The organism is Ruegeria sp. HKCCD7296, assembly GCF_013110775.1.
Taxonomy (GTDB): domain Bacteria; phylum Pseudomonadota; class Alphaproteobacteria; order Rhodobacterales; family Rhodobacteraceae; genus Ruegeria.
Window position 1 is genome coordinate 21,139 of record NZ_WVRF01000020.1, and the last position, 14,306, is coordinate 35,444.

Sequence of the window (14,306 nt, forward strand, 5' to 3'; positions counted from 1 at the left end):
TGACTGCAAAAATGGCCACTTCTTAAAGCTAATCCAACAAGGGTTATGAGCTTGCCTTTCAACTCCACCTCCCGAGAGCATAGCGAGGGCTTTGTTCGCCTCTCTTTAGCCGCTCCCTTTCTGCAATATCTCACCGAACGTAAGATCAATCCGCAACCAGCATTGGATCAGGTCGGCTTGAAAGCTGAACTGATGACTAACCCATCCGTGTACGTTCACTCCGAGTTGGTTTACGGCTTGGTAAATGCTTTCTCAGAAGTATCAGGGGATCGATACCTAGGACTGAATGTAGGGGAAGCGTTTGAGCTACAAGGATGGCCGCCCTTCGCTCAAGCCTTGCAATCTACAAAAACGCTGTTCGAGTTTTTTACCCGCTTTGTTGAGCTCGTGCCGCAGGAGTCCAATTCTGTGCGGCACAGCCTTGTCATTGAAGCAGACAAAGCGACTTATCGTATCGAGAGGCAACAGGAACCAACCGTCCCACCCATTCAGGTGACCGGTTTTGGTGCCGCAATCTATGTACGCCTATTGCAGACCGTCGTCGGAGATTCCTGGGACTCTTCCCGTGTGCGATGGGAAAGCAGATACATCAATGGGCTGCCTATCGACTACAAAGGGATCGAGGTTGGCCTTGCGACTGATCCCGGAATGCAAATTAGTTTTCCTGTGGAATGGTTGTTTTTGCACCACGTCTCTGAGGGTTCTGCCAAGCCCATAGCATCACTTCGACAAGATGAAGAAGTAACCGTGGTGGCAGCTTTGCGATCTGTCTTACGCGACAAACTGGATGAAACCGATTTGGGACCAGAGATGGTGGCTGGAATGCTGGGAATACAACCGGAACGGTTTCTGAAAGCGCTTCAAAAACAAGGCACAACGCTACCGCGCGAAATCAAACGGCTGCGTATCGATGTCGCCAAGGAGCACCTCAAACAAAACCAGATGACAATTGCAGAGATCGGACTGATGCTCGGCTATTCTGACAAGTCCCATTTCACTCGCTTTTTCCGAGGTCAGACCGGAATGACACCGACCAAGTTCCGAAGCAAGTAAATGTGGTCGAGCCAAATGAACGCTTCGAAGATTAGGTCCTCGTGGGATCAGTTCGGAGAAGTTGTAGTGCGACGTTGAACAGGTTAGTCGACGACATGAATGGTTGGTTGCCACCGCCGATACAACCTCTGCAACTGGCCGTTTCGTTGTGTATTTCGGAGTTAGCAAAGCTTGGTTGCGAAGGTCCGCTTCGGGCTGCCTCCAGTCACTAGTGCGAACAGTGGTGAACGCGGCTTCGAGCCTAGCGCCGGTAATTCGCTGGAGCGGTAAACCCTCCATTCCGAAGTTTTATTGGGCCGCAGCCAGCGGTGATGCCGCCACGGCCCACGTGGTAAAACGTCAGTTCGTTGGGGTCACATCGACTAACGTTGGTTCGCGATCACCGCTGGTTTCAAAGACGATCATCTCGTCTCCCATAGCTCCGAAGTCAATCTGCTTCATATCGACCATATGCACCGTTCTGTCGTACATCGTGTGATAGTAGTAGACGAGGTTGAGGGAGTCCGCAGCGGTCGTGATCTGAGTTGCGCTGTAAAGCAGGTCGTCCGACTGCACATCGTCTTGAGCGCCCTCCGCTGCATCGGCCGGAATGTTGAAATTATCCAGAATGCGAAACGCCTCGCGCACGGTGTCATAGCCACCTTGCGTCTCCCGCGCCGTCTGAGAAAAGGCGACTGCGCGGACGAACCGGGATGGGGGTGTGAAGTCGCCTGGCAGCCCTATCATTCCACTCCCAGCGCCAAGGGGCGCGAAAGTAACGCCACTTGCCTCAACTTCCGGAAGCCCAAGGGCCGACAGGTTTACGTAGTTGTTAAGGTTCGTCATGTGCCAATCGTAGTTTGGCGAATTGGTGATCACGCCAAGCGGAGCATCGAAAATCGTCAGTTCACCGTCAATGTACTCGACAACGATCCTTCCGCCGAACCGGTCAGCAACCAACATATGAAATGGGAAGGGAAATCCGAGAGTCTCATCTACGACCCCGACAACACGGACATTCGCCAACCCGGTGGCAGCCTCTTCAACTGTCTCAAATTGGGAAAGGACATAGCTGGCTAGCAAATCGCCGGGAATCGTGTTGCCGGAAAGGTCAGGGTCGTACTCCTGATACTCGGTGAAGCCGGGCAGATAAAACAACCCGGCGGTCAACCCAGCTTCGTTGATGCCATCTGCGGGAGCCCCATGATCCAACATGCTGATACCGACCATTCCAAATCGGCCGGTCCAGTTTGCTCCGTCTCGCTCATCTGGCATTTCGCCTGCGGTATAAGTGAAACCTCGCGGAATAATGTTGATCTTTGTCTCAAGATCGAACGGCCCCCATTCGGCGGTCCTTGCGCGAACGATGCTTCCATCCTGCCCTGTCAACATGATGCCAGTGCATCCCCAGGCCATCGATACTGAAGCCACAAAGGCTATGGTCGCTTTTGGTAATATCCGAAATAGCTCGATATGACGCATGGTCGTACTCCAATTGGACTGATCTGATCTTATGAACTCGCTCGACCAAGCTACCACACCGGTTCTCAAGTTGAATGAAGTTTGCATGATCTTCAAATAGGCAAGAAAGTCCGCCTATTCCTTCCGTCGGACTTTGCAAAGTCCGACTCTGAATGTCTGGTTTGGGCTGCCATCAGCCAATCACGAGTACCGCAGAGAATGACTAACTCGTGCCCTGAATACCGGGTGCTCCATTACGCACTAGAACCCGAATTATTCGAAGTCAGCCATAAACGTGACGCAAGGGAGGATGGTCTTTACGGAAGTCAACCTGCGTGATCCTGCATAAGAGTCCTAGCTTAGAACAACGTGTTTGTTGTTTCACTGGAGAGTGCACAGTGACGTGACCGCAGATGCTCAAGTGAGATTCAGGACTGGATCATTGTCAAAGCGGATCTGTCTACACGCTAGTTTCACGCCTTCCGGCCTCATTCGTCTTGTAGCACCGAGCCCGCTTCGGGGCGGAGAAGTACAGACAATACTCGGCGGTGAATACGATCTAGATCGTAATCGGTTAGTTCTAAACCCTCAGTCATCCGCGCTTTGAATGATTGAAAGTCTCCGCGAGTAATCTCGTCACGGTTTTTGTCGTCTCCGGCAAGTTGCTGCGCGAGTTTTTCCTTTCGGAAGTCCAGGAGAAAACGGGAAAATCGAGCGTTCAATTCGGAGTATTGAGGGGACTCCTCGATAGGCGATTTGTTTTTCATCAATTAGGTATCCGATAGCCATGGAACTGCCCGAGCGGTTTTGCTGGGCAAGTACAACATTCTGGTCAGCTTTTGCGTGTGACGCGTATGAGACGATTTGGTTCCATGGCCATAGTCTTGAGATTTTCAGGTTTTGGTCAATAGCGCGAATGTTATCGATGGTCGCCCAACGCAGAACAGTCTCAAAACTCTACAGTAATCTTTTTTATTTTATTTCAAAGCCTTAAGAATCTGTGGGCATTAAAGACCGTTCAACTGGGCGCAAAAATCAACCTTATGGGCTATTTATGCCCACCCAAACAAAAAACCACGAACGGCTTGGGCTATCCGCACTTGGAATGCCCGCAACTGCGGCAGGTCATGCAACCCTCGATCATCACCATGTCATACTGGCCACAGGACGGGCAGGCCTTGCCGCGTGGTGCATCCATGTTGACGACCTGCGCCTGAGGGTCTGATTTCAATCCCATGCCCTCACCTTCGAGGAAGCCAATATTGATCATGTGCTGCTCGATCACACCGCCAATCGCCGCCAAAATGGACGGGATGTATTTCCCTTGCACCCAGGCCCCGCCACGCGGGTCGAACACGGCTTTCAGCTCTTCAACCACAAAGGACACATCCCCACCGCGACGGAACACGGCCGAGATCATCCGCGTCAGTGCAAGCGTCCAGGCATAATGCTCCATGTTCTTCGAGTTGATGAACACCTCGAAGGGGCGGCGGCGACCTCCGATGACGATATCGTTGATGGTCAGATAAATCGCGTGCTCGCTGTCGGGCCATTTCAGTTTGTATGTGGACCCTTCCAACGCCTGCGGACGGTCCAGCGGTTCAGACATGTAAATCACGTCTCCGCCATCAACCTCATGCGGTGCATCTGCGCTTTCTCCGGGCGCTTTGTCGTCGCTTTCCGAAACGGTCAGGACCGAGCCGGTCACATCATTCGGGCGATAGGTTGTGCAGCCTTTACAGCCCTGATCCCAAGCCTGCATGTAGACGTCTTTAAAGGCATCAAAGCTGATATCCTCGGGGCAGTTGATCGTCTTGGAAATCGAACTGTCGATCCATTTCTGCGCCGCCGCCTGCATCTTGACGTGATCGGACGGAGACAAAGTTTGCGCGTTGACGAAATAGTCCGGCAGTTCTGTGTCACCGAACTTGTCGCGCCACATCTGCACCGCGTAATCCACGACCTCTTCTTCGGTCCGCGAACCGTCTTTCTGCAACACCTTGCGCGTGTAGGCATAGGCAAAGACCGGTTCGATTCCCGACGACACATTGCCCGCGTACAAAGAGATCGTCCCAGTCGGCGCAATCGAGGTCAGAAGCGCGTTGCGGATGCCGTGTTCGCGGATCGCATCACGCACATCCTCGTCCATCTGAAGCATCGTGCCGCTGGCCAGATATTTCTCGGCGTTGAACAGGGGGAACGCCCCTTTTTCCTTCGCCAAGTCGACCGACGCCAGATACGCGGCGCGGGCGATTGCGTGCAACCAGCGCTCGGTCTGACGCGCCGCCTCGTCCGAGCCATAGCGCAAGCCCAGCATCAGCAGTGCATCCGCCAGACCGGTTACGCCAAGACCGATGCGACGCTTGTCCTGGGCCTCGGCCTCTTGCTCGACCAGCGGAAATTTCGAGGCATCCACCACGTTGTCCATCATCCGAACAGCGGTGGCGACAAGCTTTTGCAAAGCCTCCTCGTCCAGATGGGCTGCGTCCTCAAACGGGTCCGCGACCAGCCGCGCCAAGTTGATCGAGCCCAACAGACACGCGCCATAAGGTGGCAGAGGTTGCTCGCCACACGGGTTGGTGGCGGCGATGGTCTCAACGTAGCTGAGGTTGTTGGCCTGATTGATGCGGTCGATGAAAATCACGCCCGGCTCGGCATAGTCATAGGTCGCCTGCATGATCTTGTTCCACAGATCACGCGCCTGAACGGTGTGATAGACCTTGTCGTCAAACACCAGCTCCCACGGGCCATCGGCCTTGACGGCCTCCATAAACGGGTCCGTCACCAAGACAGACATGTTGAACATGCGCAGACGGGCCGGATCGGACTTTGCGGTGATGAACTGTTCGATATCGGGATGGTCGCAGCGCATGGTCGCCATCATCGCCCCGCGGCGTGATCCTGCGGACATGATCGTGCGGCACATCGCATCCCACACATCCATGAAACTCAGCGGGCCCGAGGCATCCGCTGCAACGCCTTTGACGTCGGCACCACGTGGTCGGATGGTCGAGAAATCATACCCGATCCCACCGCCCTGCTGCATGGTCAGCGCGGCCTCTTTCAACATGTCGAAAATACCGCCCATGCTGTCGGGCACTGTGCCCATGACGAAGCAGTTGAACAGAGTCACCTGCCGCGCGGTACCCGCGCCCGCCGTGATCCGCCCCGCAGGCAGGTATTTGAAGTCCTCTAGCGCCTGATAGAACTCTTCTTCCCAATGAGCAGGGTCCTTTTCGACCCGCGCCAGATCGCGGGCAACACGCCGCCAACTGTCTTCGACCGTCTGATCGATGGGTGTGCCGTCCGCTTGTTTAAAGCGGTATTTCATGTCCCAGATCTGCTCGGCGATGGGGGCGGCAAAGCGGCTCATTGGTGATTCCCTGTTCTGAAAGAGGTATCCAGAGTACCCTAAATCACACCCAGACCACAACACCTTGATGACTGCGTACGACGAGCTACAATATAAAGATCGGCCTTGGGACGACTCTGTGGGAAAACTGTGGATAAGTACGTAAACCTCATAAAACTGTCGGTCGGATCGGAAAACGTCGACACACTGATGGCCTGGCAAGACAGCAGAAAGCCCCTGTATCAGGACGGCTGTCCGCGTCATGTGACCCGCATGTGGCCCAAGCGTGAGGCAGAGATTCTAAATGGCGGCTCGATCTATTGGGTGATCAAAGGCGTGATCCAGTGTCGTCAGCGCATCCTGCGATTGGATGAGGTGATCGGAGAGGACGGCATCCGCCGGTGTGCCATTGTGCTAGACCCCGAGGTCCATCGGACTCAGAACGCCCTGAAGCGCCCGTTTCAGGGATGGCGTTATCTCAAGCCTGAGGACACACCAGCTGATTTGCCCAAAAACCGCGAGCAGGACGATGCCCTGCCCGATGATTTGAACCGCGCGCTGGCAGAGATAGGCGTGCTTTAACGCAGCCGATCCAGCAGGTCAGACAGAACCGCCTTCTCTGCAGCGTCGTACTTCGCAACCCGGCTACGCCACAGCGTGGCCTGCGATTGCAGGATCAGACCGTCAGACAGGATCTTCAGGTGGTTGGCCCGCAGCGTTTCGCCGGTCGAGGTGATATCGGCGATCGCCTCTGCGGTTTCGTTCATCACCGTGCCTTCTGTCGCGCCCTGGCTATCGACCAGCGTGTAATCCGCGACGCCTGAATCGGTCAGGAACTCGCGCACCAGCCGGTGATACTTGGTCGCAATCCGAAGGCGGTGGCCATGGGTTTTGCGAAACGCCGCCGCCGCAGCATCAAGATCATCAAGCGTATCAACGTCCACCCAGCAGGCCGGCGTTGCAATGATCAGATCCGCCTTGCCGAAGCCCAGCTGCGAGATCTCTTCCAACTGCTGTTCCCAACGCGGCAGTTTCTCGTGCACCAGATCAATACCGGTGACACCCAGATGAATCCGCCCCGCCGCCAGTTCGCGCGGGATTTCTCCGGCAGACAGCAGAACCAGCGAGACCCCATCGATCCCTTCGACCTTGCCTGCATATTCCCGGTCTGATCCGCTGCGGGACAAAGCAATGCCGCGCTTTTCGAACCACGAGAAGGTCTTTTCCATCAACCGCCCCTTCGAGGGCACGCCCAGTTTAAGGCTCATTGCGCGCCCTCCTCGATCTCCAGCATCAAGTCGGGCCGCAGCACGCCCCCAACGGCCGGGATTTCGGCCCCGTTGCCCAGTTGCCGGGTCAGCGCATCATAACGCCCGCCGGTCGCGATCGGAGGCAGATCGGGTCGGCCTTCGGCGTAAAAACCGAAAACGAACCCGTCGTAATATTCCATCGAGGTCCGGCCATAGGCGGCCTCGAAATCCAAGCGCGCGACGTCGACACCACGCGCCTGCAACGCAGCCACGCGGGCCTCCAGCCGGTCCAGCGCCGGCGTGATCTGCGGCAAATCCACAGCCACGTCGCGCAGTTGTTCCAACGCAAAGGGCATGGTCTCGCGTACATTCAGCAGCGTTTCCAGGCCGACAAGCTCACTATCAGAAATCGGCGGGGTCTCACGATCCTCGCGCAAAGCTTCGATACGCGCCTCGATTTCCGAGGCCCGACGTTTTCCGATCATAGGTGCGTCAAACACCATCGGTTCGGTGGCGTTCAGCAGATCAGACCGCAACTCGGGCTCTGGCGTTCGGCCCGCATAGCGGTCCAGCAAAACACGGAACCGGCGTGGCCGCCACAGATGGCGCATCAGCGCGGCCTTGCGACGTTCGGTCGTGCGCAACCCGGCCACAGCGGCCGTCAGGATACCAATATCCCCGGTGGCCGCACGCAACGGCAAGCCGCGCAGTTGCAGCGCAAAAAGCGAGAAGACCTCGGCATCGGCCCCGGCAGGATCGTTCCGGTCGAACACCTCATAGCCAACCTGAATGTATTCATTGGCCCGGTCCGGGTCGTGTTCCTGCCGCCTGAAAACCTCACCCGAATAGGTATAGCGCGCGGGCTCGGCCCCATCGCTCATGTGCATCTGCACCACTGGCAAAGTGAAATCCGGGCGCAGCATCTGTTCACCACGCAGGGCGTCCGACGTCACATAGGCGCGCGCGCGAATGTCTTCGCCGTACAGATCCAGCAGTGTTTCTGCCGGCTGCAACAGGGGCGTGTCCACGACCTGAGCGCCAGCCGCCTCAAACCGGACACGCATCATTGCGGCGCGGGCCTGTATCTGGGAACGGTTGGGCATGGGTCAGTCCTGACTGTCCAGAATTTCGCGCACCTTCGCGACAAGATCACCGCGCGGCACTTCGAACTGACTGGGGCGTTCTTTCCATTCCTCCAGCGTCGCGCTTTCGGCGATTTTGGCACCAAGGATCAAGTCCTTGATCTGCACGATGCCATTGGCTTTTTCGTCACCGCCTTCGATCACCGCAATCGGAGAGTTCCGCTTGTCCGCGTATTTCAGCTGATTGCCGAAGTTCTTGGGATTGCCCAGGTAGACCTCGGCGCGAATGCCAGCATTGCGCAGTTCCGCCACCATGGCCTGATAGTCGGCCATACGGTCGCGATCCATCACGGTGACAACCACAGGCCCCTGAGCCTGCGCGCCGATCCGGCCTTTTTCGCGCAACGCGGCCAGCAGACGGTCAACGCCTATCGAGATACCGGTCGCAGGTACTTCCTGCCCGGTGAAGCGTTTGACCAGATCGTCATAGCGACCACCGCCAGAGACAGACCCGAATTGTCGCTTGCGGCCTTTCTCGTCGAAAATCTCAAAGGTGAGTTCAGCCTCATAGACCGGCCCAGTGTAATAACCCAGACCACGCACGACCGAAGGGTCAATCTCGATCCGGTCCGAACCATAGCCACCTGCATCCAGCAGCGCGCCAATCTGTTCCAACTCGGCGATGCCATCCGCGCCGATCTTGCTGTTGCCCACAGCGGCGCGCAGGTTGGCCAGCGTCCCAGCAGTATCCGCAGCCTTTGAGGTCAAAAACGCAATCACGGGCTCGGCCTGATCGTCGCTCAGACCCACGCCGTCGATAAACGCACCTGAGGCATCCAACCGGCCCTTGGTCAGCAACTCACGCACACCAGCCTGACCCACCTTATCGAACTTGTCGATGGTGCGCAGAACGTTGTCGCGCGCGGCGGCGTCCTCGCCCAGACCCATCGCCTCCAACACGCCGTTCAGAACCTTGCGGTTGTTGACCCGGACCAGATAGTCGCCACGCGGAATACCTACAGTCTCGAGCGTGTCCGACAGCATCGCACAGATTTCAGCGTCTGCAGCCATCGAGGCCGTGCCGACCGTATCCGCGTCGCACTGATAAAACTGACGATAGCGCCCCGGCCCCGGCTTTTCGTTGCGCCAGACCGGACCCATCGCATAACGGCGATAGGGCGTCGGCAGATCGTTGCGGTGTTGTGCGTAGACGCGGGCCAACGGAGCGGTCAGGTCGTAGCGCAGGGCCATCCAATCGCCATTGCCGCCCTCGTCAAACTCCTGCCAGGCAAAGACGCCTTCGTTTGGGCGATCCACGTCGGGCAGGAACTTGCCCAGCGCCTCGACTGTCTCAACCGCGCTGCTTTCCAAGGCGTCAAACCCGTAACGATGATAGACACCCGCAATTGTCCGCAGCATCTCGGTGCGCTGCGTGACTTCCTCGCCGAAATAGTCGCGGAACCCTTTTGGCGTTACGGCCTTGGGGCGGGGCTGTTTCTTGGGCTTGGCCATGTGGGGCGTCCTCGGGAGTGTCCTTGTTCCGCGCGCGGTCTATCCCATGGCCCGCATCGGGGCAAGGCGCGCTTTCTCTGGCCATGGCGGCACAGGGTCGCTATGACCGGCGCATCAAGGAGAGCCCCATGCAGCATCTGGAAGAGCAGATCGCCCATCTGACCCGTACCGTGGAAGAACTGAACACGGTTGTGACCACGCAACAGTCCGAGATCGATCGCCTGACGCGTCGGGTCGAAATGCTGTTGCAACGCGAAGCAGAGCGCGCGCAAGAAGGTTCAGGCGGCGTTGTCTTTGGTGACGAACGACCGCCGCACTACTAAAATCCTACAGTCCCAGCGTCGTCTTGACGGCGTTGTCCACGACACCACCCAAAAGCGCGTTTTCATCACCGGCGCAGCCGTCTTTCAAAGCTGCCAAAAAAGTTTCGCGCAGCGCGGCCTTATCCTCATCCGACGCGGCATGTGCCTCGATATCGACCTGACGGTTGTACAGCGACAGGGCCGTCATTTTACCAACAACCTCCAGAATGTATTCTTCGTTCCCGTCGGCTTCTTCAATGACCGAGGTACAAGTGTGATACATAAGCGGCAGCGCTTCTTGCATCATCTGTTCAGCCTCTTCGTCGGCGAAAGCCATCCCGGGGATTGTGAAGATTCCGGCGGCGACAATCACTTTAAGCGAGTTAAAACGCATCTTTTTGCTCCTCCACTCACTTGGAATTTGCGCCAATCAGCGCACCAGCCACCGCGCCTGCGGCGGCGCCCTTGCCGTCACCAATCAAGGCACCGACACCCGCGCCGATTACAGCGCCCTTGATCGTGTTTTCTTTTTTCTTGTCATCCGCCAAGCTGGCTGAGGCTGAAACCAAAGCCAGCGACGCAGCGGCACCAAATACAACTTTTCTTAACGTGAGACCTGCAATCGCCATATCAACGCCCTCCCGTAGCATGACTTAAAGACATCTCTGTCAGTTCAGCCTACCCAGACGCCAACTATCTGGCAACAAAACGGCGTCAGATCTCTTCGACGGTCATAACGCCTTCCAGGGATTTGATCGCGCCCTTGATCTGTGGGTTGATCGGGAACGCGCGCCCCAGATCCATTTCAACTTCACCCGGCAGGCTTGGATCCATCAAAAGCAACTGGATTGGGCCCCGCGCAGCACCTTTGGTAGCGGCGGCTGCGTCTTCCAACACCTTGGCGACGGTTGGTACAGCCTGCGCTTCGTCGACAAAGATACGCAACCCGGTTGCCCCAGCCTCGGCCACAAGAGAATCCGCAGGTCCCACCGAACGCCCCAGCAGCTTAAGCTGATCAGCTTCCATCGTTGCCTCGGCGGTCAGCACCACTTGAGCGCCGGTTTCCAGAAACTCGCGACATTTCTCCAAGGTGTCTGAAAACAGCGTGACCTCATAAGCGCCAGTTGGGTCCGAGAGCTGCGCAAAAGCAAAGCGGTTGCCCTTGGCCGATTTCCGTTCCTGCCGTCCGGCGACAACACCGGCCATCTTGGCGATCAGTGGGCCAGAGCGGGCCTTTTCCATCACCTCATCCAACGTCAGGACCTGTTTTCGCTTCAGCGCGGGCATATAATCGTCCAACGGGTGTCCCGATAGGTAGAATCCAATCGCCTTAAATTCCTCGCTCAACCGTTCAGCAGGCAGCCAGTCCGGCGTCGGCGAAAGGCGAGGTTCAGGCAGGTCATCACCGGCTTCACCAAACAGAGACACCTGGTTCGAGTTCTTTTGTTCATGAATCGCCGCCGAATACTGCACCAGACGATCAAGGCTTTCGAACACACGGCGGCGGTTTTTGTCGAGCTCGTCAAACGCCCCGGCCCGCGCCAACATTTCCAACGGGCGTTTGCCGACTTTCTTCAGATCCACACGCCGCGCAAAGTCGAACAGGTTGACGAACGGTTTTTCGCTCTTTTCATCCTGCGCGCCTCCGGCGCGACGCCCCTCGACCACAAGGTTCATCGCCTCGACGCCCACGTTTTTCAGCGCGCCCAGCGCATAAACCAATTCACCGTTCACTACATCGAACGTCGCGATGGAACGATTCACACATGGCGGCACGTAGGGCAGTTCCAGCCCCTTGCGAACTTCTTCGAAGTAAACCGCCAGCTTGTCGGTCAGATGGATATCGCAGTTCATGACACCCGCCATGAACTCGACCGGGTGGTTCGCCTTCAGCCAGCCGGTCTGATAACTGACCACCGCATACGCGGCCGCGTGGGACTTGTTGAAGCCGTAGTTGGCGAATTTCTCCAGCAGGTCGAAAACCTCGCTGGCCTTCTTGGCATCCACGCCATTCTCGCCCGCGCCTTTTTCAAACTTGGGGCGCTCAGCGTCCATCGCCTCCTTGATCTTCTTACCCATCGCACGACGCAACAGATCAGCACCGCCTAGGCTGTATCCCGCCATGACCTGTGCGATCTGCATCACCTGTTCCTGATAAACGATGATGCCCTGCGTTTCCTCAAGGATATGGTCGATCAGTGGGTGAACCGAAGTGATTTTGCGAAGACCGTTCTTAACTTCGCAATAGGTCGGGATGTTTTCCATCGGACCCGGACGATACAGCGCCACAAGGGCCACGATATCCTCGATACATGTGGGCTTCATACGCTTGAGCGCGTCCATCATGCCCGAGGATTCCACCTGGAACACTGCCACCGTCTTGGCTGCCGAGTAGAGCTTATACGTCGCCTCATCGTCCAGCGGGATAGCGTTGATCTGGTTCTCAGCCCCTTCAGCGGGTTCGTAAAGCTCGGTGCCATCAGCAGCAATGTGCAGTGGGCGACCGGACTTGAAGATCAGGTCCATGGCGTTCTGGATCACGGTCAGCGTTTTCAGACCCAGAAAGTCGAACTTCACCAAACCGGCCTGTTCCACCCATTTCATGTTGAACTGGGTCGCCGGCATGTCCGAGCGCGGGTCCTGATACAAAGGCACCAGCGCGTCCAAAGGCCGATCCCCGATTACAACGCCCGCTGCGTGGGTCGACGCGTTGCGTAGCAATCCTTCGACCTGTTGGCCGTAGGTCAGAAGGCGATCTACCACCTCTTCGTTCCGCGCCTCTTCCCGCAGGCGTGGCTCGTCTTTCAGCGCTTTTTCAATGGAAACAGGTTTGACGCCCTCAACTGGGATCATCTTGGACAAACGGTCCACCTGCCCGTAAGGCATCTGCAAAACCCGCCCGATATCGCGCACGGCGGCCTTCGACAATAGCGCACCAAAGGTGATGATCTGCCCCACCTTGTCGCGCCCGTATTTCTGCTGCACGTAACGGATCACCTCTTCTCGGCGGTCCATGCAGAAGTCGATATCGAAATCCGGCATCGACACCCGCTCGGGGTTCAGGAAGCGTTCGAACAGCAGCGAATAGCGCAACGGGTCAAGGTCGGTGATTGTGAGCGCATAGGCCACCAATGAGCCCGCACCCGAGCCCCGCCCCGGACCAACCGGAATGTCGTGATCCTTTGCCCATTGAATAAAGTCCGCAACGATCAGGAAGTAGCCGGGAAAGCCCATTCCTTCGATAATGCCAAGTTCGAATTCCAAACGTTCCTGATATTCCTCTGGCGTCACAGCGTGCGGGATCACAGCCAGACGTTTCTGCAACCCCTCGTTGGCGATACGGCGCAGTTCGGCCACCTCGTCATCTGCAAATTTTGGCAGGATCGGATCCCGGCGATAGGCCATAAAGGCGCAGCGTTTGGCGATCTCAACCGTGTTCTCGATCGCTTCCGGCAAGTCTGCGAACAGAGTCACCATCTCTTGCTGCGACTTGAAATAGTGCTGCGCGGTCAGTCGGCGGCGGCCTTCTTGCTGATCGACATAAGCCCCTTCGGCGATACAGATCAGCGCATCATGCGCTTCATACATATCCGAGGTTGGGAAATAGACGTCATTGGTAGCAACCAACGGCAGGTTTTTGGTATAAGCCATCTCAACATGGCCACGCTCGGTCAGCCGTTCTGCTTCCGGCTGGCCATCTTCACCCGGATGACGCTGAAGTTCGATATAAAGGCGATCCGGGAACATGCCCGCCAACCGATCCACCAGCGCCTCAGCCGCCGGACGTTGACCCTGTTGCAGCAGCATCCCAACCGGTCCGTCTGGACCGCCGGTCAAGCAAATCAAACCGTCCGACCGATCCGCAAGCTCGTCCAAAGTGACCTGCGGCAGCTGTCCACCTTTGTCCACGTAAAGGCAGGAACTCAGCTTCATCAGGTTTTCATACCCAGCCTCGGACTGCGCCAGCAAAACCAAAGGCGCGGGTACTTTGGGCTTTTCGCCGGGCTGAGCCTGCACGTAAGTCAAGTCAACCTGACAACCCATGATCGGCTGAACACCCGCTCCGCTTGCCGTGACCGAGAACTCCAAGGCCGAGAACATCGAATTGGTGTCTGTCACAGCGACGGCGGGCATCTCCATCTTCTCGCAAAGGGCAGGTAGCTTTTTCAGCCGCACGGCGCCCTCCAAAAGGGAGTATTCGGTGTGAACGCGGAGGTGAATGAATCGAGGATTGCTGCTCATGCCGCCTACGCTATCTCAGCCAGGCGCGCTGCAAAAGCGGGAACCGTGGCTTTGGAATGCATAAAAAATCGGC

12 protein-coding genes are annotated in these 14,306 nt (G+C 57.0%); 3 read left to right on the plus strand and 9 right to left on the minus strand.

Going from position 1 to position 14,306, the window contains the following annotated elements:
* Positions 1-45 precede the first annotated feature (45 nt).
* On the plus strand, positions 46-1,053 hold the full coding sequence (locus GS632_RS19855) for an AraC family transcriptional regulator (RefSeq protein ID WP_171722370.1): 1,008 nt from the start codon (positions 46-48) through the stop codon (positions 1,051-1,053).
* A 339-nt stretch (positions 1,054-1,392) separates the two neighbouring features.
* Here GS632_RS19855 and GS632_RS19860 read toward each other — a convergent pair whose 3' ends face one another.
* From GS632_RS19860 to GS632_RS19870, 3 genes are all read right to left on the minus strand, one after another.
* Complete coding sequence (locus GS632_RS19860) at positions 1,393-2,514, minus strand: linear amide C-N hydrolase (RefSeq protein WP_170382460.1); 1,122 nt, start codon at positions 2,512-2,514, stop codon at positions 1,393-1,395.
* Between the two features lie 467 nt (positions 2,515-2,981).
* On the minus strand, positions 2,982-3,260 hold the full coding sequence (locus GS632_RS19865) for a hypothetical protein (protein ID WP_170332125.1): 279 nt from the start codon (positions 3,258-3,260) through the stop codon (positions 2,982-2,984).
* Positions 3,261-3,583: 323 nt separating this feature from the next.
* Complete coding sequence (locus GS632_RS19870) at positions 3,584-5,866, minus strand: adenosylcobalamin-dependent ribonucleoside-diphosphate reductase (RefSeq protein WP_171239043.1); 2,283 nt, start codon at positions 5,864-5,866, stop codon at positions 3,584-3,586.
* A 129-nt stretch (positions 5,867-5,995) separates the two neighbouring features.
* On the opposite strand from GS632_RS19870, the gene GS632_RS19875 reads away from it, so the two are divergent.
* Positions 5,996-6,427 (plus strand): DUF1489 domain-containing protein, encoded by a 432-nt coding sequence (locus GS632_RS19875; RefSeq protein WP_171179377.1) that lies wholly within the window; start codon positions 5,996-5,998, stop codon positions 6,425-6,427.
* On the opposite strand, the gene hisG is transcribed toward GS632_RS19875, so the two are convergent.
* From hisG to hisS, 3 genes are read right to left on the minus strand one after another with little or no spacing between them, the layout of a single operon-like run.
* The gene (gene hisG / locus GS632_RS19880; RefSeq protein ID WP_171179375.1) at positions 6,424-7,113 is read right to left on the minus strand and encodes an ATP phosphoribosyltransferase; all 690 of its coding nucleotides are present in this window, start codon (positions 7,111-7,113) and stop codon (positions 6,424-6,426) included. The genes GS632_RS19875 and hisG overlap by 4 nt on opposite strands.
* Positions 7,110-8,198: an ATP phosphoribosyltransferase regulatory subunit gene (locus GS632_RS19885; RefSeq protein ID WP_171179373.1), complete on the minus strand. Its 1,089-nt coding sequence runs from the start codon at positions 8,196-8,198 to the stop codon at positions 7,110-7,112. Before GS632_RS19885 ends, hisG begins: the two co-directional genes overlap by 4 nt.
* 3 nt (positions 8,199-8,201) lie before the next feature.
* Complete coding sequence (hisS, locus tag GS632_RS19890) at positions 8,202-9,689, minus strand: histidine--tRNA ligase (RefSeq protein WP_171179370.1); 1,488 nt, start codon at positions 9,687-9,689, stop codon at positions 8,202-8,204.
* A 128-nt stretch (positions 9,690-9,817) separates the two neighbouring features.
* Between hisS and GS632_RS19895 the strand changes: the two genes are divergently transcribed.
* Positions 9,818-10,012 carry a SlyX family protein gene (locus tag GS632_RS19895; RefSeq protein WP_170352274.1) on the plus strand — a complete coding sequence of 65 codons (195 nt, stop codon included), beginning with the start codon at positions 9,818-9,820 and terminating at the stop codon, positions 10,010-10,012.
* Positions 10,013-10,016: 4 nt separating this feature from the next.
* On the opposite strand, the gene GS632_RS19900 is transcribed toward GS632_RS19895, so the two are convergent.
* The 3 genes from GS632_RS19900 to dnaE all read right to left on the minus strand — a co-directional run bounded on the left by GS632_RS19900 (position 10,017) and on the right by dnaE (position 14,233).
* Entirely contained in the window at positions 10,017-10,385 is a 369-nt protein-coding gene (locus tag GS632_RS19900) for a hypothetical protein (protein ID WP_171179368.1), read from the minus strand.
* Positions 10,386-10,401: 16 nt separating this feature from the next.
* A complete protein-coding gene (locus GS632_RS19905) occupies positions 10,402-10,620 on the minus strand; it encodes a hypothetical protein (protein WP_171179453.1) in 219 nt (72 codons plus the stop codon).
* Between the two features lie 85 nt (positions 10,621-10,705).
* Positions 10,706-14,233, minus strand: coding sequence for a DNA polymerase III subunit alpha (gene dnaE, locus GS632_RS19910; RefSeq protein ID WP_171179366.1), 3,528 nt, complete (start codon positions 14,231-14,233; stop codon positions 10,706-10,708).
* Positions 14,234-14,306 lie beyond the last annotated feature (73 nt).

What these genes read in the sequence shown, in the direction of transcription:
- GS632_RS19855 (WP_171722370.1), top strand. Translation starts at nt 46, where the DNA reads ATGAGCTTGCCTTTCAACTCCACCTCCCGAGAGCATAGCGAGGGCTTT.
- GS632_RS19860 (WP_170382460.1), bottom strand. Translation starts at nt 2,514, where the DNA reads ATGCGTCATATCGAGCTATTTCGGATATTACCAAAAGCGACCATAGCC.
- GS632_RS19865 (WP_170332125.1), bottom strand. Translation starts at nt 3,260, where the DNA reads ATGAAAAACAAATCGCCTATCGAGGAGTCCCCTCAATACTCCGAATTG.
- GS632_RS19870 (WP_171239043.1), bottom strand. Translation starts at nt 5,866, where the DNA reads ATGAGCCGCTTTGCCGCCCCCATCGCCGAGCAGATCTGGGACATGAAA.
- hisG (WP_171179375.1), bottom strand. Translation starts at nt 7,113, where the DNA reads ATGAGCCTTAAACTGGGCGTGCCCTCGAAGGGGCGGTTGATGGAAAAG.
- GS632_RS19885 (WP_171179373.1), bottom strand. Translation starts at nt 8,198, where the DNA reads ATGCCCAACCGTTCCCAGATACAGGCCCGCGCCGCAATGATGCGTGTC.
- hisS (WP_171179370.1), bottom strand. Translation starts at nt 9,689, where the DNA reads ATGGCCAAGCCCAAGAAACAGCCCCGCCCCAAGGCCGTAACGCCAAAA.
- GS632_RS19895 (WP_170352274.1), top strand. Translation starts at nt 9,818, where the DNA reads ATGCAGCATCTGGAAGAGCAGATCGCCCATCTGACCCGTACCGTGGAA.
- GS632_RS19900 (WP_171179368.1), bottom strand. Translation starts at nt 10,385, where the DNA reads ATGCGTTTTAACTCGCTTAAAGTGATTGTCGCCGCCGGAATCTTCACA.
- GS632_RS19905 (WP_171179453.1), bottom strand. Translation starts at nt 10,620, where the DNA reads ATGGCGATTGCAGGTCTCACGTTAAGAAAAGTTGTATTTGGTGCCGCT.
- dnaE (WP_171179366.1), bottom strand. Translation starts at nt 14,233, where the DNA reads ATGAGCAGCAATCCTCGATTCATTCACCTCCGCGTTCACACCGAATAC.